The 24277-nt window shown below is 62.6% G+C and carries 21 protein-coding genes; all 21 read left to right on the top strand.

Annotation, left to right across the window (positions count from 1 at the left end):
- Nucleotides 1-40 precede the first annotated feature (40 nt).
- On the top strand, nt 41-778 hold the full coding sequence (gene uppS / locus K8B33_RS04810; RefSeq protein ID WP_223423921.1) for a polyprenyl diphosphate synthase: 738 nt from the start codon (nt 41-43) through the stop codon (nt 776-778).
- Nucleotides 779-1600 carry a phosphatidate cytidylyltransferase gene (locus tag K8B33_RS04805; RefSeq protein ID WP_223423918.1) on the top strand — a complete coding sequence of 274 codons (822 nt, stop codon included), beginning with the start codon at nt 779-781 and terminating at the stop codon, nt 1598-1600.
- Nucleotides 1600-2847: a 1-deoxy-D-xylulose-5-phosphate reductoisomerase gene (ispC, locus tag K8B33_RS04800; protein WP_223423916.1), complete on the top strand. Its 1248-nt coding sequence runs from the start codon at nt 1600-1602 to the stop codon at nt 2845-2847. The genes K8B33_RS04805 and ispC overlap by 1 nt, the downstream gene beginning before the upstream one ends.
- Nucleotides 2847-4166: an RIP metalloprotease RseP gene (gene rseP, locus K8B33_RS04795; RefSeq protein WP_223423914.1), complete on the top strand. Its 1320-nt coding sequence runs from the start codon at nt 2847-2849 to the stop codon at nt 4164-4166. Before ispC ends, rseP begins: the two co-directional genes overlap by 1 nt.
- Nucleotides 4163-6517, top strand: coding sequence for an outer membrane protein assembly factor BamA (gene bamA, locus K8B33_RS04790; RefSeq protein ID WP_223423912.1), 2355 nt, complete (start codon nt 4163-4165; stop codon nt 6515-6517). Before rseP ends, bamA begins: the two co-directional genes overlap by 4 nt.
- Before the next feature lie 9 nt (nt 6518-6526).
- On the top strand, nt 6527-7030 hold the full coding sequence (locus tag K8B33_RS04785) for an OmpH family outer membrane protein (protein ID WP_223423910.1): 504 nt from the start codon (nt 6527-6529) through the stop codon (nt 7028-7030).
- A 20-nt stretch (nt 7031-7050) separates the two neighbouring features.
- The gene (lpxD, locus tag K8B33_RS04780) at nt 7051-8064 is read left to right on the top strand and encodes a UDP-3-O-(3-hydroxymyristoyl)glucosamine N-acyltransferase (protein WP_223423908.1); all 1014 of its coding nucleotides are present in this window, start codon (nt 7051-7053) and stop codon (nt 8062-8064) included.
- 95 nt (nt 8065-8159) lie between these two features.
- Nucleotides 8160-8609, top strand: a complete 450-nt coding sequence (gene fabZ, locus K8B33_RS04775; protein WP_223424503.1) for a 3-hydroxyacyl-ACP dehydratase FabZ — start codon at nt 8160-8162, stop codon at nt 8607-8609.
- Nucleotides 8610-8671: 62 nt separating this feature from the next.
- A complete protein-coding gene (gene lpxA, locus K8B33_RS04770; RefSeq protein ID WP_223423906.1) occupies nt 8672-9439 on the top strand; it encodes an acyl-ACP--UDP-N-acetylglucosamine O-acyltransferase in 768 nt (255 codons plus the stop codon).
- Nucleotides 9439-10614: a lipid-A-disaccharide synthase gene (lpxB, locus tag K8B33_RS04765; RefSeq protein WP_223423904.1), complete on the top strand. Its 1176-nt coding sequence runs from the start codon at nt 9439-9441 to the stop codon at nt 10612-10614. The genes lpxA and lpxB overlap by 1 nt, the downstream gene beginning before the upstream one ends.
- Nucleotides 10611-11267, top strand: a complete 657-nt coding sequence (gene rnhB, locus K8B33_RS04760; protein ID WP_396020959.1) for a ribonuclease HII — start codon at nt 10611-10613, stop codon at nt 11265-11267. The genes lpxB and rnhB overlap by 4 nt, the downstream gene beginning before the upstream one ends.
- Nucleotides 11268-11311: 44 nt before the next feature.
- Complete coding sequence (dnaE, locus tag K8B33_RS04755) at nt 11312-14815, top strand: DNA polymerase III subunit alpha (RefSeq protein WP_223423901.1); 3504 nt, start codon at nt 11312-11314, stop codon at nt 14813-14815.
- A gap of 100 nt (nt 14816-14915) precedes the next feature.
- Nucleotides 14916-15887: an acetyl-CoA carboxylase carboxyltransferase subunit alpha gene (locus tag K8B33_RS04750; RefSeq protein WP_223423899.1), complete on the top strand. Its 972-nt coding sequence runs from the start codon at nt 14916-14918 to the stop codon at nt 15885-15887.
- 82 nt (nt 15888-15969) lie between these two features.
- Complete coding sequence (gene tilS / locus K8B33_RS04745) at nt 15970-17382, top strand: tRNA lysidine(34) synthetase TilS (RefSeq protein ID WP_223423896.1); 1413 nt, start codon at nt 15970-15972, stop codon at nt 17380-17382.
- Between the two features lie 192 nt (nt 17383-17574).
- Complete coding sequence (locus tag K8B33_RS04740) at nt 17575-19233, top strand: CTP synthase (RefSeq protein ID WP_223423893.1); 1659 nt, start codon at nt 17575-17577, stop codon at nt 19231-19233.
- A gap of 32 nt (nt 19234-19265) precedes the next feature.
- On the top strand, nt 19266-20096 hold the full coding sequence (gene kdsA / locus K8B33_RS04735; RefSeq protein ID WP_263284560.1) for a 3-deoxy-8-phosphooctulonate synthase: 831 nt from the start codon (nt 19266-19268) through the stop codon (nt 20094-20096).
- Nucleotides 20097-20142: 46 nt separating this feature from the next.
- On the top strand, nt 20143-21432 hold the full coding sequence (gene eno, locus K8B33_RS04730) for a phosphopyruvate hydratase (protein WP_223423888.1): 1290 nt from the start codon (nt 20143-20145) through the stop codon (nt 21430-21432).
- 22 nt (nt 21433-21454) lie between these two features.
- A complete protein-coding gene (locus K8B33_RS04725; RefSeq protein ID WP_223423885.1) occupies nt 21455-21793 on the top strand; it encodes an FtsB family cell division protein in 339 nt (112 codons plus the stop codon).
- Nucleotides 21777-22517, top strand: a complete 741-nt coding sequence (gene ispD, locus K8B33_RS04720; RefSeq protein ID WP_223423883.1) for a 2-C-methyl-D-erythritol 4-phosphate cytidylyltransferase — start codon at nt 21777-21779, stop codon at nt 22515-22517. The genes K8B33_RS04725 and ispD overlap by 17 nt, the downstream gene beginning before the upstream one ends.
- A complete protein-coding gene (ispF, locus tag K8B33_RS04715; RefSeq protein WP_223423881.1) occupies nt 22514-23005 on the top strand; it encodes a 2-C-methyl-D-erythritol 2,4-cyclodiphosphate synthase in 492 nt (163 codons plus the stop codon). The genes ispD and ispF overlap by 4 nt, the downstream gene beginning before the upstream one ends.
- On the top strand, nt 22998-24131 hold the full coding sequence (gene truD, locus K8B33_RS04710; protein WP_223423879.1) for a tRNA pseudouridine(13) synthase TruD: 1134 nt from the start codon (nt 22998-23000) through the stop codon (nt 24129-24131). Before ispF ends, truD begins: the two co-directional genes overlap by 8 nt.
- Nucleotides 24132-24277: the final 146 nt, after the last annotated feature.

The raw sequence follows: 24277 nt of genomic DNA, 5'->3' as shown, positions 1-24277 counted from the left end.
GGCAGGTGATGCCGGCGCTGCAGCCTTCAGGTAGATCGTGATGACACAGCAGAAGCAGCCGGTGGCAGCCGCACTGCCACGCCATATTGCCATCATCATGGATGGCAACAATCGCTGGGCCCGGGCCCGGGGCCTGCCCGGTGCAGAAGGGCACAAGGCCGGCGAGGCAGCGGTTCAGGGCGTGATCCGGCGTTGCGCTGAACGGGGTGTCGAGGTGTTGACGCTGTTTGCCTTCAGTTCCGAGAACTGGCGCCGCCCGGAAGACGAGGTGCAGCATCTGATGCGCCTGTTCCTGCATGCTCTGGGAGAGCGGGTCGCTGAGCTGCACGAGAACGGTGTGCGCCTGCGCTTTATCGGCGAGCGCAGCGCCTTCAGCGACGATCTCCAGCGGGGCATGGCGGAATCGGAGGCGCTGACAGCCGCCAACGGCGGTATGACAGTCGCGATCGCCGTGAATTATGGCGGACAATGGGACATCACACGTGCCGCGCGTCATCTCGCAGAGGAAGTGGCTGCAGGGCGTCTGGCCGCAGAGGCCATTGACGAGGACGCCATGGCGGCGCAACTGAGCCTGTCGGACCTGCCGCCGCCGGATCTGCTGATCCGCACCGGCGGCGAATGCCGCATCAGCAATTTCCTGTTGTGGCAGGCCGCTTACAGCGAGCTCTGTTTTACACCGGTTCTGTGGCCCGATTTCGATGATCAGGCCCTGACCGCCGCACTGACGGATTATGCCGGTCGCCAGCGTCGCTTTGGTGGCAGGGTGGAGGATATATAGATGCTCAAACTGCGCGTGATCACCGCATTGGTACTGCTGCCGATCGTACTGGCGGCCCTGTTTCTGCTGGAGCGCACCGCGTTTGCCTGGGTGGCGGGTGTTTTCTTCCTGATAGCGGGCTGGGAATGGTCTGCGCTGATGGGGCGTCTGGCGACACCGACGCGACTGCTCTGGGTGGCGAGTCTGGGGCTGCTGTGCCTGCTTGCAGAATGGCTTCGTCCGCAGTGGCTCTACACGCTGCTGCCGTTGTGGTGGCTGCTGGCGTTGGTGATGGTGGTGACCTATCCGGCGACCGCCGCGCGCTGGGCGCGCCTGCCGGTCATGATGCTGCTTGGCTGGTTGCTGCTGGTGCCCTCCTGGGCGGCAGTGGTGCATATCCAGAGCGCGGGGGTGCTGGGGCTGCCGGGCGCCTGGGCGCTGCTGTTCATCCTGGTCTGGGTCTGGGCGGCGGATACCGGCGCCTATTTTGCCGGCCGGGCGTTTGGTCGGCACAAGCTGGCGCCGTCGGTCAGCCCCGGCAAGACCCTGGAAGGGCTGGTCGGTGGCGTGATCCTGGCGCTGGCCGTTGCCGCGCTGGTGCCGATCTGGGCGCCGGTGTCTGCCGCGCTGCCGTTGTTGCTCATCGCGGCGGCCCTGACCGTGCTGGCCTCCGTACTGGGTGACCTGTTCGAGAGCATGGTCAAGCGCCAGCGCGGCGTTAAGGACAGCGGCACCATACTGCCCGGCCACGGCGGCATGCTGGATCGCATTGACAGTGTGACGGCGGCACTGCCGGTGGCGTTGGCCGCGATCAGCTGGCTCGGCTTGCCCGGGGGCTTCTGATGCGTGCCGGGGCGAAGGGCAACAGGCCGCAACAGATTACCCTTCTCGGTGCTACGGGCAGTATCGGCACGCAGACGCTGGACGTATTGGCGCTGCATCCGGAGCGCTATCAGGTTTATGCCCTGACCGCAGGCCACCGCTGGGAAGCGCTGGCGGAGCAATGCCTGCGTTGGCGGCCGCGTTATGCCGTGCTGGCGGATGAGCAGGCTGCTGAGGCCCTCAGGAACCATCTCCGGGGCCTCGGGTCAGACACCGAAGTGCTGGCCGGGGCGCAAGCCCAGTGTCAGGTGGCCGCCGCCGCAGACGTGGATACCGTGGTGGCCGCCATCGTCGGCGCCGCCGGGGTGTATCCGACGCTCGCCGCCGTGGATGCGGGGAAACGCATCTTGCTGGCAAACAAAGAGGCCCTGGTCGTGACCGGGCAGCTGTTCATGGATGCGGTGCGGCGCAGTGGTGCCGAATTGATCCCGGTGGACTCTGAGCACAGTGCCATTTTCCAGTGCCTGCCCTGGGGATTGCCGGCCGGGGGTGACCGGTTGCGTGGCGTCAGCAAGTTGTTGCTGACCGCATCCGGCGGTCCTTTTCGGGGTATGGACGCTGAAGCACTGGCCCGGGTGACGCCCGCCGAGGCGGTCAGACATCCGAACTGGAGCATGGGGCCGAAAATTTCCGTGGATTCCGCAACCCTGATGAACAAGGGGCTGGAATTGATCGAGGCGTGCTGGTTGTTTGCGGTGACGCCCGCACAGGTAGAGGTCGTGGTGCATCCGCAAAGCGTGCTGCATTCCATGGTCGAATATGACGACGGTTCGGTGCTCGCGCAGCTGGGTTCGCCCGACATGAAAACGCCGATCGCCTGCGCTCTGGCATGGCCGGAGCGCATTCGCTCCGGTGCCGAACGTCTGGACTTCACACGCCTCGGCGGGCTGGATTTCGAGGCACCGGACGAGACCTGCTTTCCGTGCCTGCGTCTGGCCCGTGAAGCGATGGATACCGGCGGTGTGGCAACGGCGGTCCTTAACGCCGCCAACGAGGTGGCCGTGGCAGCCTTTCTGGCCGGTCACCTGGATTTTCCGGGCATTGCGGCGGTGGTCGAGCAGACGCTGGCAACCACGGCGATGCCTGCCTGCAGTGATGTAGAGGCCGTCATGGCGGTGGATGCGCAGGCCCGGCGACAGGCGCGCGACATCGCGGTGAAGGTGGCGAAAGTGGTGAAGCATAAAGACGTCTCTGAGAGGGCACAGTAATGCTGATGACGCTGCTGGCGTTTGCGGTCACCATCGTGATTATCGTGGCGATACACGAATATGGTCATTATCTGAGCATGCGCGCCTTCGGTGTGCGGGTGCTGACATTCTCTGTGGGGTTCGGTCCGCGCCTGCTGGCATGGCGCAGCAAATCCGGTACTGATTTCATCCTGAGTGCTATTCCATTGGGCGGCTACGTCAAGCCGCTGGATCGTCGTGATTGCGACATAGCGCCGGGTGAGGAAGATCAGGAGTTTTCCGGCAAGCCGCCCTGGCAGCGCATCGTGACCTACGCCGCCGGGCCGGCGGCGAATCTGGTGCTCGCGGTGTTTCTCTACTGGATCATCCTCATGGGCGGTCAGACTGGCATGGCGCCGGTAGTGGGCGATGTCGCGCCGGATTCCGCCGCAGCCAGCGCCGGGTTGCAGGCCGATGATGAATTGCTCCGTGTTGGCACTCGTGAGGTGAAGACCTGGGAGCAGTTCGGCATGGCCATGCTCGGCTACGTCGGCGATGACCGGGATGTGACGCTGACAGTGCGAGACGCTGCTGGCCGCGACCGTCAGGTTGCCCTGCCGGTCGCCGCCTGGGCGCGGGATCCGGAGCAGCCGCTGTTGGCGGCGCTGGGCATCACGCCGCAGGCACTGCAGGCCCGGGTGGGCGAGGTGATCAGCGGCGGTGCTGCGGATCGCGCAGGTTTGCGGCAGGGTGATCGCATCACGGCGGTGAACGGCGAGCCGGTGGCAACCTGGGGCGAGTGGGTACAGCACGTCAGTCAGGCACCGGGCGAGCTGCTCCAGCTGGATGTGCAGCGTGGTGGTCGCACCATCGGCATCGCGATGACCCCGGATGCTGTGGAAGCAGAGGGCCAGACGCTGGGGCGGGCCGGTGTCATGGTTGGCGGCTTGCGAGAGATTCGTTACGGACCGGTGGAGGCAATTCCTGCCGCTTTCTCGCGTCTGGGCCAACAGACCAGTATGATCCTCGGCGCGATAGGCAAAATGATTACTGGCGATCTGTCAGTGAAAACCCTGGGAGGGCCGATCACCATTGCCCAGGCAGCAGGTGAAACTGCAGCCATCGGTGTGTTGACGTTCCTGATGTTCCTGGCATTTTTCAGTGTCAGTCTGGGCATCATCAATCTGCTGCCGATTCCGATGCTGGATGGCGGCTGGATTGTATTTTCCCTGGTGGAAATGATTCGGGGCAAGGCGCTGTCGGAGCGTTTTCTTGCTACAGCGCAGGGTGTGGGCATGATGCTGGTATTCGGTCTCATGTCCATCGCCATATACAACGACCTGATGCGGCAGTTTGCATGAGATTTGCTTTAGTTATTCTGACCAGCGCCTGGCTTGCGGCAACATTGACTTTCGGGGCGGCCACGGCGGCGGCCAGCGAGCGGTTCCGCGTCAGTGATATTCGTGTCGAGGGCCTGCAGCGCCTTCCCGTTGACCGGGTATTCACGGCCCTGCCTATCCAGTCCGGTGATCTGGTTGGCACCAGTGAAGTGGCAGAGGCAGTCCGCCGTCTTTACGGCTCTGGTGATTTTGAAGACGTGCAGATTGGTCGCGACGGCGATCAACTGGTTGTCGTCGTGTCCGAGCGCCCCTCCATTGCCCGTCTGGAGATCAAGGGCAACCGCTCCATTGATGAAGATAACCTGCGCGCCGGGCTCCGGGATGCCGGGCTGGCCGAGGGGGAAGTCTTTCGCCGTTCCACGCTGGAAATGATTGCCGGCGAATTGCAGCGTCAGTATGTGTCCCAGGGGCGCTACGACGCCCAGATCGAAACCGAGTCCGTGCCGCTGCCCCGTAACCGCGTAGCGCTGAATATCGACATCTACGAAGGTAACCCGGCGCGCATTCGCGATATCAATATCGTGGGTAATGAGGTGTTCTCCGACAAGGAACTGCGCAGCATCTTCGAGCAACGCCCGCGACGCGCCTGGTGGCCTTTCGGCAGCCGCCACCGCTATTCGCGCGAGCGCTTGTCCGGGGATCTGGAGCGCTTGCGCTCCTATTATCTTGATCGCGGCTATATCAATTTCTCCATGGAATCCACCCAGGTGGGTGTGACGCCAGATCGCAAGGATGTCTACATCACCATCAATGTGGATGAAGGCAAACGCTATCGCGTCGGCAAAGTGACGCTGGCGGGCGACCTGCCGATTGATGAGGAAGAGCTGAAACCACTGCTGGTGGTGCAAGAGGGGCAGGTATTTTCCCAGCAGCTGTCTACCTACACGGCGGATCTGCTGACCCGCCGACTGGGCAATGAGGGGTATTCCTTTGCCGAGGTGAATGATTTCCCTGAAGTCAGTGAAGACGGTGAGACAGTAGACGTTACCTTTTTCGTCGATCCGGGTCGCAAGGTCTATGTGCGGCGGGTGAATTTCAGCGGTAACGCCAAGACCGAGGACGAAGTGCTGCGGCGTGAATTGCGCCAGTTCGAGGGCGCACCGGCCAACACGGCCCTGGTGGATCTGTCTCGCCAGCGGCTGCAACGGCTCGGCTATTTTGGTCTGGTCAACGCCGAGACACCGCGCGTGGTGGGTGCCGAGGATCTGGTCGATGTGGATTATACCGTCGAGGAGCAACCCTCCGGATCCATTGGTGCCAACGTGGGTTATTCTGAGGCCAGCGGGTTTATTTTCGGCGCCAGCATCAGCCAGAACAATTTCATGGGCACCGGTAACCGGGTGTCGTTTGCGCTGAGCCGCAGTGATATCCGGGAAAGTTACAGTTTTTCCCACTTCAATCCTTATTACACACTCGATGGCGTGAGCCGTGGCTTCAGCCTCTATTACTCGAAGATCGATTTCAGCCGTGCCACGGTGGCCTCCTATGCGGCTGACCGTCTTGGTGGCGCCGTGAACTATGGTTACCCGATCTCGGAAACCTCGCGCCTGGACTTTGGTGTCGGTTTTGACAATATCGAGCTGACCGTTGGTAATTTCGTTGCGGTGGACATCCTGCGGTTCCTGGAGGCCAAGGGATACGAGTTCAATCTGTTCAAGGCCAATGCGTCCTGGCAGAAGAGCACGCTGAACCGTGGTATTTTGCCTGACCGGGGCTGGTCGCAAGTGCTGGGTGCTGAAGCCGCTGTACCGGGTAGTGACTATCTGTTCTACAAGGTGACCTGGAACGGGCAGCGTTACTTCCCCGTTGGTGGAGACTGGACGCTGCGGGCACGTGGTGATCTGGGGTATGGTGACGGCTACGGCAATCAGCGAGTGCTGCCATTCTTCGAGAACTTCTATGCCGGCGGCATAGGGTCGGTGCGGGGTTATCGCTCACGTACCCTTGGCCCGCGCTCGCCCGCAGCGGTGTTCGAGTTGCAGAACCCGCCGGTAGTGGACCCGGATCCGGATCCGCTGGGTGGTAACTTGCTGGTAGAGGGGAGTCTGGAATTGATCTTCCCGACGCCCTTTGCCCCGGAGAGCAGAAATGTCCGGACCTTCTTCTTCGTCGACGGGGGCCAGGTGTTTGAAACTGAAATCGAGAATCTGCGGTCTGATTTCGACGTGGATGAAATACGTTACGCCGGTGGTATCGGCTTGACATGGCTGACGGCAATCGGACCGCTCAGCTTCAATATTGCCCGGCCGTTGAACAAGCAGAGCGGTGATGACACCGAATTCTTCCAGTTCTCGCTGGGCCAGGTTTTTTAGGAGATGATGATGACAACAATGAGAACCGCACTCTTCGCCCTGCTGATGCTGCCTTTGCTGGCCGTTGCAGACCAGAAAATCGCAGTGATCGACCCGATGCAGGCATTGGTAGAAACCGAAGAGGTGAAAAGCCGGAATGCACGACTCGAGGCATCGCTGGAAACCGAAAGCCGCCGCTTGCGCACGCTGCGGGACGAGATCGGCAAGATCGAAGAGAAAATGCAGCGTGATGGCATGACCATGTCGCGGCAGGAGCGGGAAAAGCTGACCGACGATCGCGAGGCCAAGGGCCTTGAGTTCCAGACCCTGCAGCAGAGCTTGCAGCGCCGGGTCAACAATGACCGTCAGGAACTGCTGGAGAGCATGGAGCCCAAGTTGCTGCAGGCCATTGAAGCAGTGGCCCAGGCGCGTGGTCTGGATATGGTGATCAGTGCTCAGGCCATGGTGTATGTGAAGCCGGAGCTGGATATTACCCGTGATGTCACGCAGCGTCTCAACCAGCAGCTGAAGTAGTTATCCTGAAGAGAACGACTGTGACATACACCGTAGCGCAGCTCGCCGAAGAGCTGGGCGCCGAACTGATCGGTGACGGGACCGCGCAAGTGCGCGGTCTTGGCACATTGAAGTCCGCCGCGCCCGACCAGCTGGCCTTCCTGGCCAACCCCCGTTACCGACCGCAACTGGCGGCGACCCGCGCAGCTGCGGTGCTGTGCACGGCAGAAGCGCAGGCAGACTGTCCTGTGCCGGCGTTGGTGGTCAAGGACCCGTACCTTGCCTTTGCCCGCCTGAGCGGGCACTTCGACCCGACGCCTGTCGCGGCGCCCGGGGTCCACCCTCGCGCGGTCATCGCGCCGGATGCAGTGCTCTCGGACAATGTTTCCATTGGTCCCAATGTGGTGATCGAAGCAGGTGTCAGGATTGGTGCCGGCGCGGTAATCATGGCCAATTGCGTGGTGGGTGCCGGCTGTGAGCTGGCCGAGCAGGTTACGCTGTTCCCCAATGTTACAATTTATCATGGTGTGAGCATTGGTCCGCGCACTATCATACACGCCGGATCAGTGATCGGTGCTGACGGTTTCGGCTACGCCTTCGGCGAAGGACGCTGGAACCGGGTAGCCCAGGTGGGCGCCGTGAGAATCGGCGCTGACGTGGAAATCGGCGCGAATGTGACCGTTGACCGGGGTGCCATCGATGACACGGTTATTGGTAACGGCGTGATTCTCGATGATCAGGTACATCTGGGCCACAATGTCACTGTAGGCGATCATACTGCCCTGGCCGGCAAGGTCGGCGTGTCGGGCAGCACCCGTATCGGCAGCTATTGCATGATTGGTGGTGCGGCCGGGTTGGCAGGCCACCTGGAGATCGGTGACAAGGTCATGATTCTCGGCATGACGCTGGTGTCCAAATCGATTTCGGAGCCCGGCACCTATGGCTCCAGCCTGACCGTTGACCGGCAGGCGCGCTGGCAGCGTAATGCAGCCAGATTCAGGCATCTTGACGATCTGTTCCGGCGGGTACGGAAGCTGGAACAGAACAGAGATTGATACGATTCATGAAGCGGCGCACCAGCGCCGCTTCTTCCGTGTGTGCTCAGGACGGTTCCTGTGCGGTCTTTTGATCGCCGGACAGCAAGCTTATGATGACCATTAACGAAATCAAGGAATACCTGCCTCACCGTTACCCGTTTCTGCTGATTGACCGGGTACTGGAAGTGGTGCCGGGCCAGCATGTGGTGGCGATCAAGAATGTCACCATCAACGAGCCTTTTTTCAACGGGCATTTCCCCCACGAACCGGTGATGCCGGGCGTGCTGATTATTGAAGCCATGACCCAGGCAGCAGGTGTGCTGGGTTTCATGACGGCGGGGAAGCGCCCGGCGGACGGCTATAACTACCTGCTGGTGGGGACCGACAAGGCGCGCTTCAAGCGCCCGGTGGTGCCAGGTGATCAGGTGGAGTTGCGGGCCAGACTGCTGGTGGTGCGCCGCAATATTCTCAAGTTTGCCTGCGAAGCGCACGTAGACGGCAAGCTGGTCGCCAGTGCTGAAACGCTGGTCGCCGAGCAGAAAATCGTTGCTAACTCTCAGTAGCTCATACAGTAGCCCATAGCATTAGCGTCATTTTCCGCCATTCTTTCGGGTAGCACATAACAATGATACACAAGACCGCCATAATTGATCCCGGGGCCGAGCTGGCCGAAGACGTTCAGGTTGGCCCCTACACGATCATCGGCCCGGATGTAAAAATCGGGGCCGGGACCGTGATTGGCCCGCACGTGGTGATTCAGGGGCCGACCAGCATCGGTCGCGACAATCGCATTTTCCAGTTTGCCTCGGTGGGTGAAGCCTGCCAGGACAAGAAGTACCGGGGCGAGCCCACGGCGCTGGAAATTGGCGACAACAATGTGATTCGCGAGCATGTGACCATTCATCGCGGCACTGTCCAGGACAAGGGCCTGACCCGTATCGGCAATAACAATCTGCTGATGGTGGCGGTGCATGTGGCCCACGACTGCATGATTGGCAATGACAATATTTTTGCCAATACCTGCGGCATTGCCGGGCACGCGCATATTGGTGATGGCGTTATCCTCGGCGGCATGACTGGCGTGCATCAGTTTTGTCGCATTGGTTCCTATGCCATGACGGCGGGGTGCAGCCTGGTGCTCAAGGATATTCCAGCCTACGTCATGGTGGGGGGCAATCCGGCCGCCGCGCGCAGCATGAACTTTGAAGGTATGCGCCGTCGTGGCTGGTCCGCCGACGTGGTCAGCGGACTGCGCAAGGCCTACAAGATCGTTTACCGCCAGGGCAACACGCTGGAACAGGCGCTGACGGAACTGGACGCCATGGACGGTGGTGCGGAGCTGAAACTGTTCGTGGATTCCCTGCGCCATTCGGAGCGCGGGATTACCCGCTGATGCCGAAAGCGCCGCTGTTTGCCATCATCGCCGGCGAGATGTCCGGCGATATTCTTGGCGCAGGCCTGATGCAAGCCCTGCGCCAGCGCTACCCGGATGCCCGCTTTATCGGCGTTTGCGGCCCCGAGATGATCGCTGCCGGCGGCGAGACCCTGTTCCCCATGGAGCGCCTGTCGGTCATGGGCATCACCGAGGTGCTGCCACGGCTGCGGGAGCTGTTTCGCCTGCGCCGCCAACTGGTAGCGCGGCTGTTGTCAGAACGGCCTGTCGCTTGCATCACTATCGATTCCCCGGATTTCACCCTGTCTGTTGCCAAGCGCCTGCACCGGCGTGGTGTGCGTACCGTGCATTACGTCAGCCCGTCCGTGTGGGCCTGGCGCCAGGGTCGGGTCAAGGGCATCAAGGCCAGCATTGATCTGATGCTGACCTTGCTGCCCTTCGAGGCGCGCTTCTACGAAGAACATGACGTGCCGGTGGCCTTCGTGGGCCATCCGCTGGCCGACATGATCCCGCTGGAGGTCGATGTGGCCGCCGCCCGTGCCACCCTGGGGCTGGCCCGTGATCAGCGCGTGCTGGCCGTGCTGCCCGGCAGCCGTGGCGGTGAAGTCCGGCAGTTGCTGCCGGATTTCCTGGCCGCAGTACAACAACTGCGCGCCGCCAACCCGGCGTTGCAGGTGGTGATTCCGGCGGCGACCGGTGAGCGGCACGACGAGATCAGCGCCGGGCTGGCGCAGGCCGGACTGGCGGAGGTCGTGACGCTGGTGTCGGGGCAGAGCCGCACGGTGATGGCGGCGGCGGATGTCATCATGATGGCGTCCGGCACCGCAACATTGGAAGGCACGCTGCTCAAGAAACCCATGGTGGTTGGCTATCGGGTCGGCGCCTTGACCTATTTTATCGCCCGCCGTCTGGTCAATCTGGAAAATGTGTCCTTGCCAAACCTGCTGGCGCAGCGCCCCTGTGTGCCTGAGCTGCTGCAGGATGCGATGACGCCGGATGCCCTGGCGGCGGCGGTGCAGCACTGGCTGGATAACCCGGATGCGGTGGCGGCATTGAAAGCCGAGTTCACCCGCGTGCATGAGCAGTTGCGGCAGGGCGCCAGTGAGCGTGCTGCCACAGCGGTGGCGGCGCTTCTGGGGGCGGAGCCGGACAACAGGGCGCAGGTGCCCCGGTGAGCGCGCAGGCCCCGTTCTCCGAGCACCCGTTTTCCGAGTATCCGGCCGCCGAGCCCTGGCTGCCGACCCTGTTTGTCTGGCGCCCGGCCATGCGTCTTGCCGGCGTGGACGAAGTGGGGCGGGGCCCGTTGATCGGTGCGGTGGTGACCGCTGCCGTGATCCTTGATCCCGCCCGGCCGATTCCCGGCCTGGCGGACAGCAAACGCCTCAGCGAGAAGCGCCGGGACCAGTTGGCCCTGGCCATTCGTGATTCAGCGCTGGCCTGGAGCCTGGGGCGCGCCGAAGCCGCCGAGATCGACACACTGAATATCTACCAGGCCACCATGCTGGCAATGCAACGCGCGGTGGCCGGGCTGGGTCTGGCCGCAGACGGCGTGCTGGTGGATGGTAACCGGGCCCCGGATTTCGGTTTGCCCGCAGAGCCTGTGGTCAAGGGCGATGGCCGTATTCCGGCGATCAGCGCCGCCTCGATTCTCGCCAAGGTGGCGCGGGATGCGGAAATGCAGCAACTGCATGCGCGCCACCCGGAGTATGGGTTTGACCGCCACAAGGGTTACCCCACAGCCGTGCATCTGGCAGCATTGGAGCGCTACGGGCCGTTGCCGGAACACCGCCGTTCCTTTGCGCCGGTGGCGCGCGCCCTGATCGAGTGAATAGCCTGATAAACAGCCTGATGAATACTTGAGGAAGTTGATACGTGTCTGATCCGGCGTTTGTCCACCTTCGTGTCCACACCGACTATTCCCTGGCGGACGGGGTGGTGCGCGTCAAGCCGTTGATCAAGCAGTGTGTTGCCGAAGGGCTGCCCGCCATTGCGGTCACCGACGACTCCAACCTGTTCGGCCTGATCAAGTTCTACCAGAACGCCCAGGGGGCCGGGGTCAAGCCGCTGGCCGGTGCTGACCTGTGGCTGGAAAGCCGCTACCTGGAAGACCCGGCGCGACTGTGCGCGCTGGTGATGAACGACACCGGCTATCACAATCTGCGTTTGCTGATTTCCCGTGCCTGGCAGCACAACCAGTCGCGTGGCCGTGCACTGGTCAAACAGGCGTGGGTGGAAGAGCTGCACGAAGGGTTGATCCTTCTGTCCTGTGCCACCCATGGCGAGCTGGGGCAGTTGCTGCTGGCCGGTAAGGACGACGAGGCGCGCGCGCTGGCGCAGCATTTCAGCACCCTGTGCGGGGACCGCTTCTACGTTGAAGTGCAGCGCACCGGGCGCCCTGGTGACGAGAACTGCCTGCATGCCAGCGTTGCCCTGGCGACAGCGCTGGCGCTGCCGGTTGTCGCGACCAATGACGTGCGCTTTCTCAAGGCGTCGGATTTCGAGGCCCATGAGGCCCGGGTCTGTATCCATGACGGCAATGCACTGGATGATCCCCGTCGTCCGCGCCGCTACAGTGACCAGCAGTATCTCAAGACGCCGGCCGAAATGGCCGAGCTTTTCAGTGATTTGCCTGAAGCGTTGGCGAATACGGTGGAGATCGCCCGGCGCTGCTCGCTGGATATCGAGCTGGGCAAGAACTACCTGCCGGACTTTCCGATTCCGGATGGCAAGACCATCGAGGAATACATCCAGCTGGTGTCACGGGAAGGGCTGGAAAAGCGCCTGACCGGCATTCTCGACCCGCAGGCGGAGGACTATGCCGTACGGCGGCAGGAGTATCATGACCGGCTGCAGTTCGAACTCGACGTCATCAACCAGATGGGGTTTCCCGGCTACTTCCTGATCGTGTCGGACTTTATTCGCTGGGCCAAGGAAAACCAGGTGCCGGTGGGGCCGGGGCGGGGTTCCGGTGCGGGCTCGCTGGTGGCCTATGCGCTGGAAATTACCGATCTGGACCCGATCGAATACGACCTGCTGTTCGAACGTTTTCTGAACCCGGAACGGGTCTCCATGCCCGACTTCGATGTCGACTTCTGCATGGACAAGCGCGATCGCGTGATCGCTTATGTAGCAGACAAATATGGCCGTGAGGCGGTGGGGCAGATCATCACCTTCGGCACCATGGCCGCCAAGGCGGTGGTGCGTGATGTCGCCCGCGTACAGGGCAAGCCCTATGGCCTGGCTGATCGCCTGTCCAAGATGATTCCACCCACGCCCGGCATGACGCTGGAGAAAGCGCTGGAGCAAGAGGAAGTGCTGCGTGATTTCCTCGAGGACAGCGGCAACAGCGATCAGGAATCGGCAAAAGAAATCTGGGAAATGGCGCTCAAGCTGGAGGGCCTGACCCGCAACGTCGGCAAGCACGCCGGGGGCGTGGTTATCGCGCCGGGTCGGCTGACGGACTTTTCACCGCTGCATTGCGACGAGCATGGCGAAAACCTGGTTACCCAGTACGACAAGGATGACGTGGAATCCGCCGGGCTGGTGAAGTTCGACTTTCTGGGTCTGAAGACCCTGACGATTATTGATTGGGCGGTGAAAGCCGCCAACGAGCGGCGCCAGCGAGAAGACCTGCCGCCGCTGCGTATTGAAGAAATTCCCCTGGATGACGCGAAGTCCTTCGAGTTGCTGAAAAAGGGCGAGACCACCGCCGTATTCCAGCTCGAATCCCAGGGCATGAAAGAGCTGATCAAGAAGCTCCGCCCGGATCTGTTTGAAGACATCATCGCATTGGTGGCCCTGTATCGTCCGGGGCCGCTGGAATCGGGCATGGTGGACAACTTCATCAACCGGAAACACGGCCGTGAACCGATGGCCTACCCGGACCCGCAATACCAGCACGATCTGCTCAAGCCGATTCTGGAACCCACCTACGGGGTCATCCTGTACCAGGAACAGGTGATGCAGATCGCCCAGGTGCTGGCCGGTTATTCTCTCGGCGGCGCGGATCTGTTGCGCCGTGCCATGGGTAAGAAAAAGCCCGAAGAAATGGCGAAACAGCGAGAGATTTTTGAGTCGGGCGCCCGCGACAAGGGCATCGACGGTGATCTGGCGATCAAGATCTTTGACCTGGTGGAAAAATTCGCGGGTTACGGGTTCAACAAATCCCACTCCGCCGCCTACGCCCTGGTGGCCTATCAGACCGCCTGGCTGAAGACACACTATCCCGCCGAATTTATGGCGGCGGTGATTTCTGCGGAAATGCAGAACACTGACAAGGTGGTGACCTTCATTGATGAATGTCACGCCATGGGCATCAAGGTATTGCCGCCGGACGTCAACAGTTGCGGCTATCGCTTTACGGTCAACCGGGACGGCGACATCGTCTACGGTCTTGGCGCCATCAAGGGGCTCGGTGAAGGGCCGATTGAAGCGATCGTGCAGGCGCGCCAGCAGGGTGTGATTTTCGAAGACCTGTTCGATTTCTGTCGCCGGGTGGACATGAAGCGCATGAACCGCCGCTCCATGGAAGCGCTGGTGCGTGCCGGTGCGCTGGACAAGCTGGGCCCGGGCGAGGACTTCCGTGACCGGGCCGTGCTCATGGCCAGCCTCGGCGATGCCGCCCAGGCCGCGGAGCAGGAAGCGCGCAACGAAGAAGCCGGTATGGCGGACCTGTTTGGCGGCGGTGGCGCGGAGACATCGGCGCCGCCGGTGGCCTGGAAACAGGCACGCCCCTGGAATGACGAAATTCGCCTGAATGGCGAACGGGATACGCTGGGGCTGTTTCTCACCGGGCATCCCATTGACCAGTTCGAGCATGAAGTGAACCGCTTTGTGACCTCGCGTCTCAATGGACTGACGCCGACCGGCAAGGGCGAAGCAGCCACCGTCGCTGGCCTGGTGGTGGCCATGCGCATTACCCGCAGCAAGAAAAGCGGTGACCGCATGGCGTTTCTGACCCTGGACGACAAGAGTGGCCGGGTTGAAGTGTCGGTGTTCGGTCGCACCTTTGCCCAGTATGGCGATCTGGTCCAGAAAGATGCGTTGCTGGTGATACGCGGCGCGGTGCGTAACGACGATTACAGCGGCGGCTTCAGCATCATGGCGGACGAGATTCTCGACATCGCCCAGGCGCGGGGCTTGTTCGCCCGCCGCCTGATGCTCAATGCCGAGGTGCAGGCACGCTTGCCGGACCTGCTGCAGGGCGCGCTGATGCCGTTTCGCGGCGGCGTTTGCCCGGTGGCGGTGCGCTTGCAGCACCCCCGTGGCAGTGGCCTGCTGTGGCTGGGTGACGAATGGAAGGTCACGCCGGAACAGGCATTGCTGGAAGACCTGCGCAACCGCTTTGGCGAGGACGCCGTGCGGGTGGAATACTGACCCCCGAAACAAGTTGAAACCAGGATTGCGGAGCGGATGGTCGACGTTAGCAGGCCCTTGCCGCTAAACTCCGTGGCAATCGCTGACAAGAGGTCCAGGAATGAACCCCAATTTCCTCGAATTCGAACAACCTATCGCCGATCTTGAAGCGAAAATCGAGGATCTGCGGCTCGTGGGCAGCGGCGCCGAGGTCAATATCTCTGATGAGATCAGCAAGTTGCAGGAAAAAAGCATCTCGCTGACCGAGAGTATCTTCAAGAATCTGTCGCCCTGGCAGATTTCCCAGCTGGCCCGGCACCCGTCCCGGCCTTACACGCTGGATTACATCAAGCGCATCTTCGATGAGTTCGACGAGCTGCATGGCGACCGCACCTTTCATGATGACGCGGCCATCGTCGGCGGCATCGGCCGTCTGGCTGGCAAGCCGGTGATGATCATCGGCCACCAGAAAGGCCGCGACGTGAAAGAGAAGGTGCGGCGCAACTTCGGCATGCCGAAACCGGAAGGGTACCGCAAGGCCCTGCGCCTGATGGAAATGGCCGAGCGTTTCAAGATGCCGATCCTGACCTTCATCGATACCCCCGGCGCGTTTCCGGGGATCGACGCGGAAGAGCGCGGCCAGAGTGAGGCGATTGCCCGCAACCTGCTGGTGATGTCCAGCCTCAAGGTGCCGATCATCGCCACGGTGATCGGCGAGGGCGGCTCCGGCGGCGCGCTGGCCATCGGCGTTTGCGACCATCTGCAGATGATGCAGTACGGCACTTACTCGGTGATTTCACCGGAGGGCTGCGCCTCGATTCTCTGGCGCAGCGCGGACAAGGCGCCGGAGGCCGCCGAGGCCATGGGCCTGACCGCCGTGCGACTGCACGAGCTGGGCATCGTGGACGAGGTGATCCCTGAACCGCTGGGCGGCGCCCATCGCGACTATGACCTCGCGGCGGACCGGCTGCGCAAGAGCCTGATCGCCCAGCTGGATGCCCTGGCCGCCTACGATGCTGCCTCGCTGGTGGATCGCCGCTACCAGCGCCTGGTGTCCTACGGCAACCTCAGTGCGACGCCTGCCGACGAATAACCTGCCGGCGATGGAGCAGCCATGATGCACATCGCCCTGCACATTTCCCTGCATATCGCCATGGCTGTTATGGATGCCCGGTATGGCGACTGACCTGCCCGGTTCCCCCGCCTTCGCAGACCTTGATGCCCGCTTGCGCGCACTGGCGCAGGACGTGCCCGGCACCCTGGTGCTGGGCTACAGCGGCGGGCTTGATTCCACGGTGCTGTTGCATGCGCTGGTGCGCGCCGGGCTGGCCGCCAGGGTGCTGGCGGTGCATGTGCAGCATGGCCTGCAAGCCGCAGCCGACGACTGGTGCCAGCACTGCGCCGATACAGCGCAACAGCTGGGCGTCGCCTTTCACAGCATTCACCTTGCAGTGCCCCACGGCCCCAACCTTGAAGCGCGCGCCCGCGATGCCCGCCGGGCACACCTGTTGGCGCTGACGCCCGCCGACGGCGCGCTGCTGTTGGCGCACCACGCCGATGATCAGGCTGAAACCTTTCTGTTGCGCCTGTTACGGGGCAGTGGCCCGTCCGGGCTCGCCGCCATGGCGGCGGACAGCGAGTTTGCCGGCCGGCGTCTGCTGCGGCCCTTGCTGCCCTGGCGCCGGGAGGCGCTGGCGGACCTGGCTGCCCGCTGGCAACTGCAGTGGGTGGAGGACCCGACCAATGCCGCTACCGAGGCGGATCGCAATTTCCTGCGCCACGCGATACTGCCGCGCCTTGCCGAGCGCTGGCCGGCCGTGGTGGGCACCCTCAACCGTGATGCGCAGCTGCAAGCCGAGGCGGCGACGCTGCAGATGAGCCTGGCCGAGGCAGATCTGGTCGCGCTGGCGTTGCCGAGCGGACCGGGTAGTGTGGCGGAGGGCGCCATCAGCCTGTCCGGGCTGGCGGCATTGCCAGCGGCGCGTCAGCGCAATCTGTTATACGGCTGGCTGCGCCGCAAGGGGCTGCAGGCGCCGCCGCGCAAGGTGCTGCAACGCGTGCTGGACGAAGTGGCCACCGCGCTGCCGGATCGCATGCCGGAAGTCCGCTGGGAGCAGGGCGTCTTCTGCCGCTACCGGGACGGCCTGTACCTGTTGCCGCTGGCGGCACTGACGCCGCTGGAAGGCGAGGTGGTGCTGCCGCTGGCAGACGGTGCCCGATGCACGCTGGGGCCGCTCACGGTAACGGTGCGGGCCGGTGTCTTCTCAGATGTCCCCTCAGATGCCCCCTCAGATGCCTTTACAGATGAGCTATGGCTGCCGCAGCGCCTGACCGAGGTCATTGTGGGGCCGGCGGCGCCGGGTGCCCGGCTGTTGCTGGGCGGGCTGCACCGTGATGTGCGGGAAGGCTGGCGTGCTGCAGGTATTGCCCCCTGGGTGCGCCGCCGCCTGCCCGTGTTCCGTGAATCCGGTACCGCGGCGCTGCTGGCGGTGGCCGGGCTGGGCGTCGCGGATGGCCATCGCCCGTCCCCCGGGGAGAGTGCCTGGGCGCTCCGCTGGCATGCGTCTGAAACGGATTCCCGATTGTGACCCCCGGGGTGTTCTGTTAGCATTTACTCCCGTCCTGACTCAGCGCAATCATCTGAAATTTCCCCGGTTTTTCCGGCGTCCCGAAATTTCTCATGAGGCAGCTGGGTTTTTAATTTTTCACCCGGAAAAGCTGTCCCGGCGCGCCCATGGCGGCGGGTGCGGTCTGTTTTCCGGGGTAGCTGCGGTGGGCGCATGACGCGATTTATATTTGTCACAGGCGGGGTGGTGTCGTCACTGGGTAAGGGAATTACCTCGGCATCACTGGCTTCTTTGCTGGAAGCCCGCGGGCTGTCCGTCACACTTCTGAAGATGGACCCGTATATCAACGTGGACCCGGGGACCATGAGCCCCTACCAGCACGGCGAAGTGTTCGTCACCGAGGACGGTGCCGAGACCGATCTGGATCTGGGCCACTATGAGCGCTTCATCCGTGCGCGTCTGTCCCGTCGCAACAGCTTCACCACCGGCCGTGTCTATCAGGATGTGCTCGACAAGGAGCGCCGTGGCGAGTACCTCGGTGCCACCGTGCAGGTGATTCCCCATATCACCGACGAGATCAAACTCAAGATTCTTCAGGGGGCTGGCGAGGCCGACATTGCCATCGTGGAAATCGGCGGTACCGCCGGTGACATCGAGTCGCTGCCGTTTCTGGAAGCCGTCAGGCAGATGCGGGTCGAGCTCGGTTCCAGCAAATCCCTGCTGGTGCATCTGACGCTGGTGCCCTGGATCGCCTCGGCTGGCGAGATCAAGACCAAGCCCACCCAGCATTCCGTCAAGGAGCTGCGCTCCATCGGCTTGCAGCCGGACATCCTGGTGTGCCGCTCGGATCACGACATTCCCAAAGGCGCCCGCGACAAGATTTCCCTGTTTACCAACGTGGAAGCGCGTGCGGTCGTGTCTGCGCCGGACTGCAAGACCATCTATCAGGTGCCGCGCGTCCTGCACGAACAGGGCATGGATGATTTCGTGCTGGAGAAGTTCGGTCTGGATTGCCCGGCCCCGGATCTCGGTGAGTGGGACCGCGTGGTGGAAGCCCAGCTGAACCCGATCCAGGAAGTCACCATCGGCATGGTCGGCAAATACATCGAGCTGGCAGATGCCTACAAGTCGCTGAACGAAGCGCTGACCCACGCCGGTATCGCCACACGTTCGCGGGTCAATATCGAGTACATCGATGCCGAGGATGTGGAGCGCAAGGGCACCGGCATCCTGTCGCACCTGGACGGCGTACTGGTCCCCGGCGGGTTCGGCGATCGCGGCACGGAAGGCAAGATCATGGCCATCCGCTTTGCCCGGGAAAACAAGGTGCCTTATCTGGGCATCTGTCTGGGCATGCAGCTGGCGGTCATTGAATACGCGCGTCATGTGGCCGGCATCAGCGCGGCGCATTCCACGGAACTGAAGCCGGATACCACCGAGCCGGTCGTGGGGTTGATTACCGAGTGGATTGCCGGTGATGGCCATGTGGAGCAGCGCAGCGAGGCCTCGGATCTGGGCGGCACCATGCGCCTGGGCGGCCAGGAGTGCATTCTGGTGGAAGGCTCTGTCTCGGCAGCCTGTTATGGCGCGCTGAGCATTGTCGAGCGTCACCGTCATCGCTATGAAGTGAACAACAATTATCTGCAACGACTGGAAGCGGCCGGGCTGCGTATTGCCGGGCGCTCCACCAGTGGTGAGCTGGTGGAAGTGGTGGAAGTGCCAGACCATCCCTGGTTTGTGGCCTGCCAGTTCCACCCGGAGTTTACGTCCACGCCGCGGGACGGCCACGGCCTGTTCCGGGGCTATGTCGAGGCCGCACTGGTACGCCATGAGCTGGGCAGTGACGTGCTGGCAACGCAGGAGGCGGAGTGACCGATACGAGCGCGCCAGTAGCGCAAAAAACGCTGCAGCTGGGCACCATTCCTGTTGGCAATCAGCATCCGTTCGTGCTGTTTGGCGGCATGAATGTGCTGGAGTCCCGGGACCTGGCCCTGCAGGTTGCCGAGCACTACGCCAGTGTCACGCAGCGCCTGGGCATTCCCTGGGTATTCAAGGCGTCCTTCGACAAGGCCAACCGTTCCTCGTTGACCTCGTTTCGTGGTCCGGGGCTGGAAGAAGGGCTGCGGATTTTCGAAGAGATCAAGCACACGTTTGGTTGCCCTCTGATTACCGATATTCATGAACCGGCCCAGGCAGCGCCTGCGGCCGAGGTGATTGATGTGTTGCAGCTGCCAGCCTTTCTGGCACGGCAGACTGATCTGGTGGTGGCCATGGCCGCGACCGGACGCATGATCAATATCAAGAAGCCGCAGTTTCTGGCGCCGCAGGAAATGCGGCACATCCTGCACAAGTGCGAAGAAGCCGGAAACAGCCAGCTGATGCTGTGCGAACGCGGCAGCAGTTTCGGTTACAACAATCTGGTGGTGGATATGCTCGGCTTCGGTGTCATGAAGCAGTTCGGTTATCCGCTGCTGTTTGATGTGACCCACGCCTTGCAAATGCCGGGCGCGCGTTCAGATTCGGCCGACGGTCGCCGGCAGCAGGTCGCTGATCTTGGCCGCGCCGGCATGACCCAGGGATTGGCCGGGCTGTTCCTCGAAGCCCACCCCGATCCGGATCGCGCCCTGTGTGACGGCCCCTGCGCCTTGCGCCTGGACCGTCTTGAGCCCTTCCTTGAACAGATGAAAGCAGTGGATGATCTGGTGAAATCGCTGCCTGCTTTCGACAATCGTTGAATTGAAAGCCGTTGAACAGATAACCGCTAAACCGGAGAACAGAGTCATGACCAGGATTGTTGACGTAAAAGCCCGCGAGATTCTCGACTCCCGAGGCAACCCCACCATTGAAGCCGACGTGGTGCTGGAATCCGGCGTGATGGGCTCCGCCTGCGCCCCCAGCGGTGCCTCCACCGGGTCCCGGGAAGCGCTGGAATTGCGTGATGGCGACAAGACACGCTACATGGGCAAAGGGGTGACCCGCGCCGTGGGCAACGTCAATTCAGAAATTCGCGAGTTATTGCTGGGCCGCGATGTGACCGAGCAGCGCGCGCTGGATCAGGCGATGATCGATCTCGACGGCACCGACAACAAGGGTCGTCTGGGCGCCAACGCCATTCTGGCGGTGTCTCTGGCCAGTGCCAAGGCAGCCGCTACCGAATTGAAGAAGCCGCTGTACGAACATATTTCAGATCTGCAGGATGACGACAATGCCTACAGCCTGCCGGTGCCGATGATGAACATCATCAACGGCGGCGAGCATGCGGACAACAACGTCGACATCCAGGAATTCATGATCCAGCCGGTGGGTGCGCCCACCATCGCCGAAGCCATTCGCTACGGCGCCGAAATTTTCCATTCCCTCAAAAGCGTGCTGAAAAAGCGCGGGCTGAACACCGCCGTCGGTGACGAAGGCGGCTTCGCCCCCGATCTGCCGTCCAATGAAGCGGCGCTGGAGGCGATTGTTGAAGCGGTTGATCTGGCGGGCTTCAAACTGGGCGACGAGATCACCCTGGCCCTGGACTGCGCGGCGTCCGAATTCTATCGCGATGGCCAGTATGTGTTGGCCGGTGAAAACCGCAGCCTGAGTGCCGAGCAGTTTGTCGATTACCTGGCCGAGCTGTGTGGGCGTTACCCGATCATTTCCATCGAAGACGGTCTGCACGAGAGCGACTGGGCGGGCTGGAAAGTCCTCACCGATCGCCTGGGCGACAAGGTGCAGCTGGTGGGGGATGACCTGTTCGTGACCAACACCGAAATTCTGCAGCGCGGCATTGACGAGAAAATTGCCAATTCCATTCTGATCAAGTTCAACCAGATCGGCTCGCTGACCGAAACCCTCAATGCCATCAAGATGGCCAAGGATGCGGGTTATACCGCAGTGATTTCCCACCGCTCCGGTGAAACGGCCGATACCACTATTGCCGATCTGGCGGTGGCGACGGCAGCCGGGCAGATCAAGACCGGCTCCCTGTGCCGCAGTGATCGGGTGGCCAAGTACAACCGTCTGATCCGCATCGAGGAAGAGCTGGGGCGCACCGCCTATCATGGCCGCAAGGAATTCCGGTTCCTGTGAGCCCGGGAGCCGTTGAGTTGTCATGAGTCGTCGCGCCGGCACTATCCTGATAGCCAGCATGCTGCTGGCCATCCTGGCATTGCAGGCGCGCCTCTGGTTTGGCGAAGGCAGCCTTCGGCATGTCGCGAGCCTGCGCAAGCAGGTGAGTGAGCTGGAAGCAGAAAACGCCGTGCTGGCGGATCGCAACCGGCTGATGGTTGCCGACGTGGAAGACCTCAAGTCCGGCCTCGACAAGATCGAGGAGATTGCCCGGCGTGATCTCGGTATGATTCGCGAAGGCGAAACCTTTTACCGCGTGCTGGATGCCGACCGTAACGAACAGCGCAACAGGGCCGGGGAACGCAATGCCGATTCCCGCTGAGGTGCGCGTCTTTGCCTTGGTCCCCGCCGGCGGCAGCGGCACTCGCATGGGTGCGCCGTTACCCAAACAATATCTTTCCCTGCATGGCATGACGCTGGCCGAGCATACGCTTGCCCGGCTGCTGGCCTGTGCCCGTATCGAACGCATTGTGGTGGCTGTGGGGGAGGACGATCACTGGTGGTCGGCGTTGCCGGTGGCCAGCCATCGGCGTGTCAGCACGGCGGCGGGCGGCGCGCTGCGCGCACAGTCCGTGCTCAACGGCCTGCAGGCATTGGGACAATGGGCCAGCGACAGTGACTGGGTGCTGGTGCATGACATGGCGCGGCCCTGCCTGCGCGTCTCGGATATTCACAAACTGCTGGCGGCATGCACGGACGAGGGCGCCATCCTCGCTCTGCCGGTGGCGGACACTGTCAAGCAATCGCCGGAAACCGGAGACGCCGTGATCAGCGCCACCTTGCCTCGTGCGCAGATCTGGCGGGCGCTCACACCGCAATTGTTTCCGATTGGCGCTTTGCGCAGCGCGCTGGAAAAAGCGCTGGCAAACGCAGCGAAAGACGCCGGCGAGATCACCGATGAAGCCTCCGCCATGGAAGCACTGGGCTGGCGCCCGGCGCTGGTCGTCGGGCAAGCGGACAATATCAAGGTCACCTGGCCCGCAGATCTCGCACTCGCCGGGTTTTATTTGCGGCAACAACAGCGAGACCCCGGGAGCGCAGCATGAGCATACGTATTGGCCAGGGTTTCGACGTGCACGCCTTCGGGCCCGGTGACCATGTCATGCTGGGCGGGGTGCGCATTGCCCACGACCAGGGGCTGGTGGCGCATTCCGATGGCGACGTAGCCTTGCACGCGCTGTGTGATGCATTGCTGGGTGCGTTGGCATTGGGCGATATCGGTCATTTTTTCCCGGACACCGATGCCGAATGGGCCGGTGCGGATTCGGCGCAACTGTTGCGCGAGGTGTATCAGCAGATCACGGCGCGCGGGTATCGGTTGGGTAATGCCGACATCACCCTGATCGCCCAGCGACCGAAGATGGCACCGCATATTCCCGCCATGCGAGAGCGGATTGCCAAACTGCTGGACTGTGGGCCGGACGCCATTTCAGTGAAGGCCACGACCACGGAACGGTTGGGTTTCACTGGCCGGGAGGAGGGTATTGCGGTGACCGCGGTGGTGTTGCTCGTTCAGGGAGCTGTTCATGAGTGACCAACCTGCAAGTGAGCTGCCCCGCGCCCACGGCGGCGCGCCTGCCACCGGCCGTCTGCGCAGCAGCCCGGAAGATTTTCGCGTCTTTGAGGAGATGGGCGTCGAGCCGGACGGCACCGGCGAGCACCTGTGGCTGAAGATCCGCAAACGGGAACGTAACACCACGGATGTGGCGCTCGATCTGGCACGCCTGGCAAAGCTGCCGTTGCGGGCAGTCGGTTTCAGTGGCCTCAAGGATCGCGTTGCTGTGACCGAGCAGTGGTTCAGCCTGCATTTGCCGGGCAAGCCGGACCCGGCGTTTACCGAAGCGTTGCAAGATAGCCCAACGGACCAGGACGGCGTGACTCTTTCTGACAGCGTGTCCATCGGTGACGGCGTTCCTATTGGTGACGGCCTGACCTTGCTGGCGGCCCGACGCCACAGCCGCAAACTGAACCGGGGTACGCACCGGGGCAATCGTTTTTCTCTGGTGATTCGTGATATCGGCGGTGATCTCGCCGCGCTGGAAGCGCGCCTGGCGGCGGTGGCGCGTGAGGGCGTGCCGAACTACTTCGGTGAGCAGCGTTTCGGTCGCCACGGCGATAATTTCAGCCGCGCCCGGGATTGGCTGCTGGGCACCGGGGACGCCCCGCGCAAGCAGGCCCTGCGCAGCATGTGGTTGTCTGCGGCGCGCAGCGAGCTGTTCAATCAGGTGTTGGCACGGCGGGTGCAGGAAGACTGCTGGCAGCGCGTGTTGCCCGGCGACATCCTGCAACCGGATGGCCGGCGCGGGTTATTTCTTGCCGATGATGAGCCGGAGGCCCAGGCGCGCGCTGCTGCGGGGGAGGTTCACCCCACCGCGCCTATGCCCGGTGCGGGTGGCATGGCATCATCAGGCGCTTGTGCCGCGCTGGAAACGGCGGTGCTGGCACCGCATGGCGCCTTGATCGACGCGCTGGCCGCCGCTGGCGTGGACGCGGCACGGCGGGCAACGCGGTTGCCGGTGGCGGCGATGACGTGGCAGCTTTCGCAGCAGGCGCAGGATAGCGCCCCGTATCTGGTACTGGACATGACGCTGCCCGCTGGCGCGTTCGCGACGACGGTGCTGGCAGAAGTGGTGGATACCCGCGCACAAGTATCACCGTAAGGGAACGCAGCGCATGGGGAGCACCGGGGCTGATACAGCGGCTTATACAGGGGCTTATAGAGGGGCTCATACCAGGGGTTTAATACCAGGGGTTTAATACAGGGGATAGCGAAGGGTGGGGGCAAATGTGACGGAAGTGAATCGTT

The organism is Alcanivorax limicola (assembly GCF_019931215.1).
Classification (GTDB): Bacteria; Pseudomonadota; Gammaproteobacteria; order Pseudomonadales; family Alcanivoracaceae; genus Isoalcanivorax; species Isoalcanivorax limicola.
This window is presented reverse-complemented; position numbering and strand designations above follow the sequence as displayed.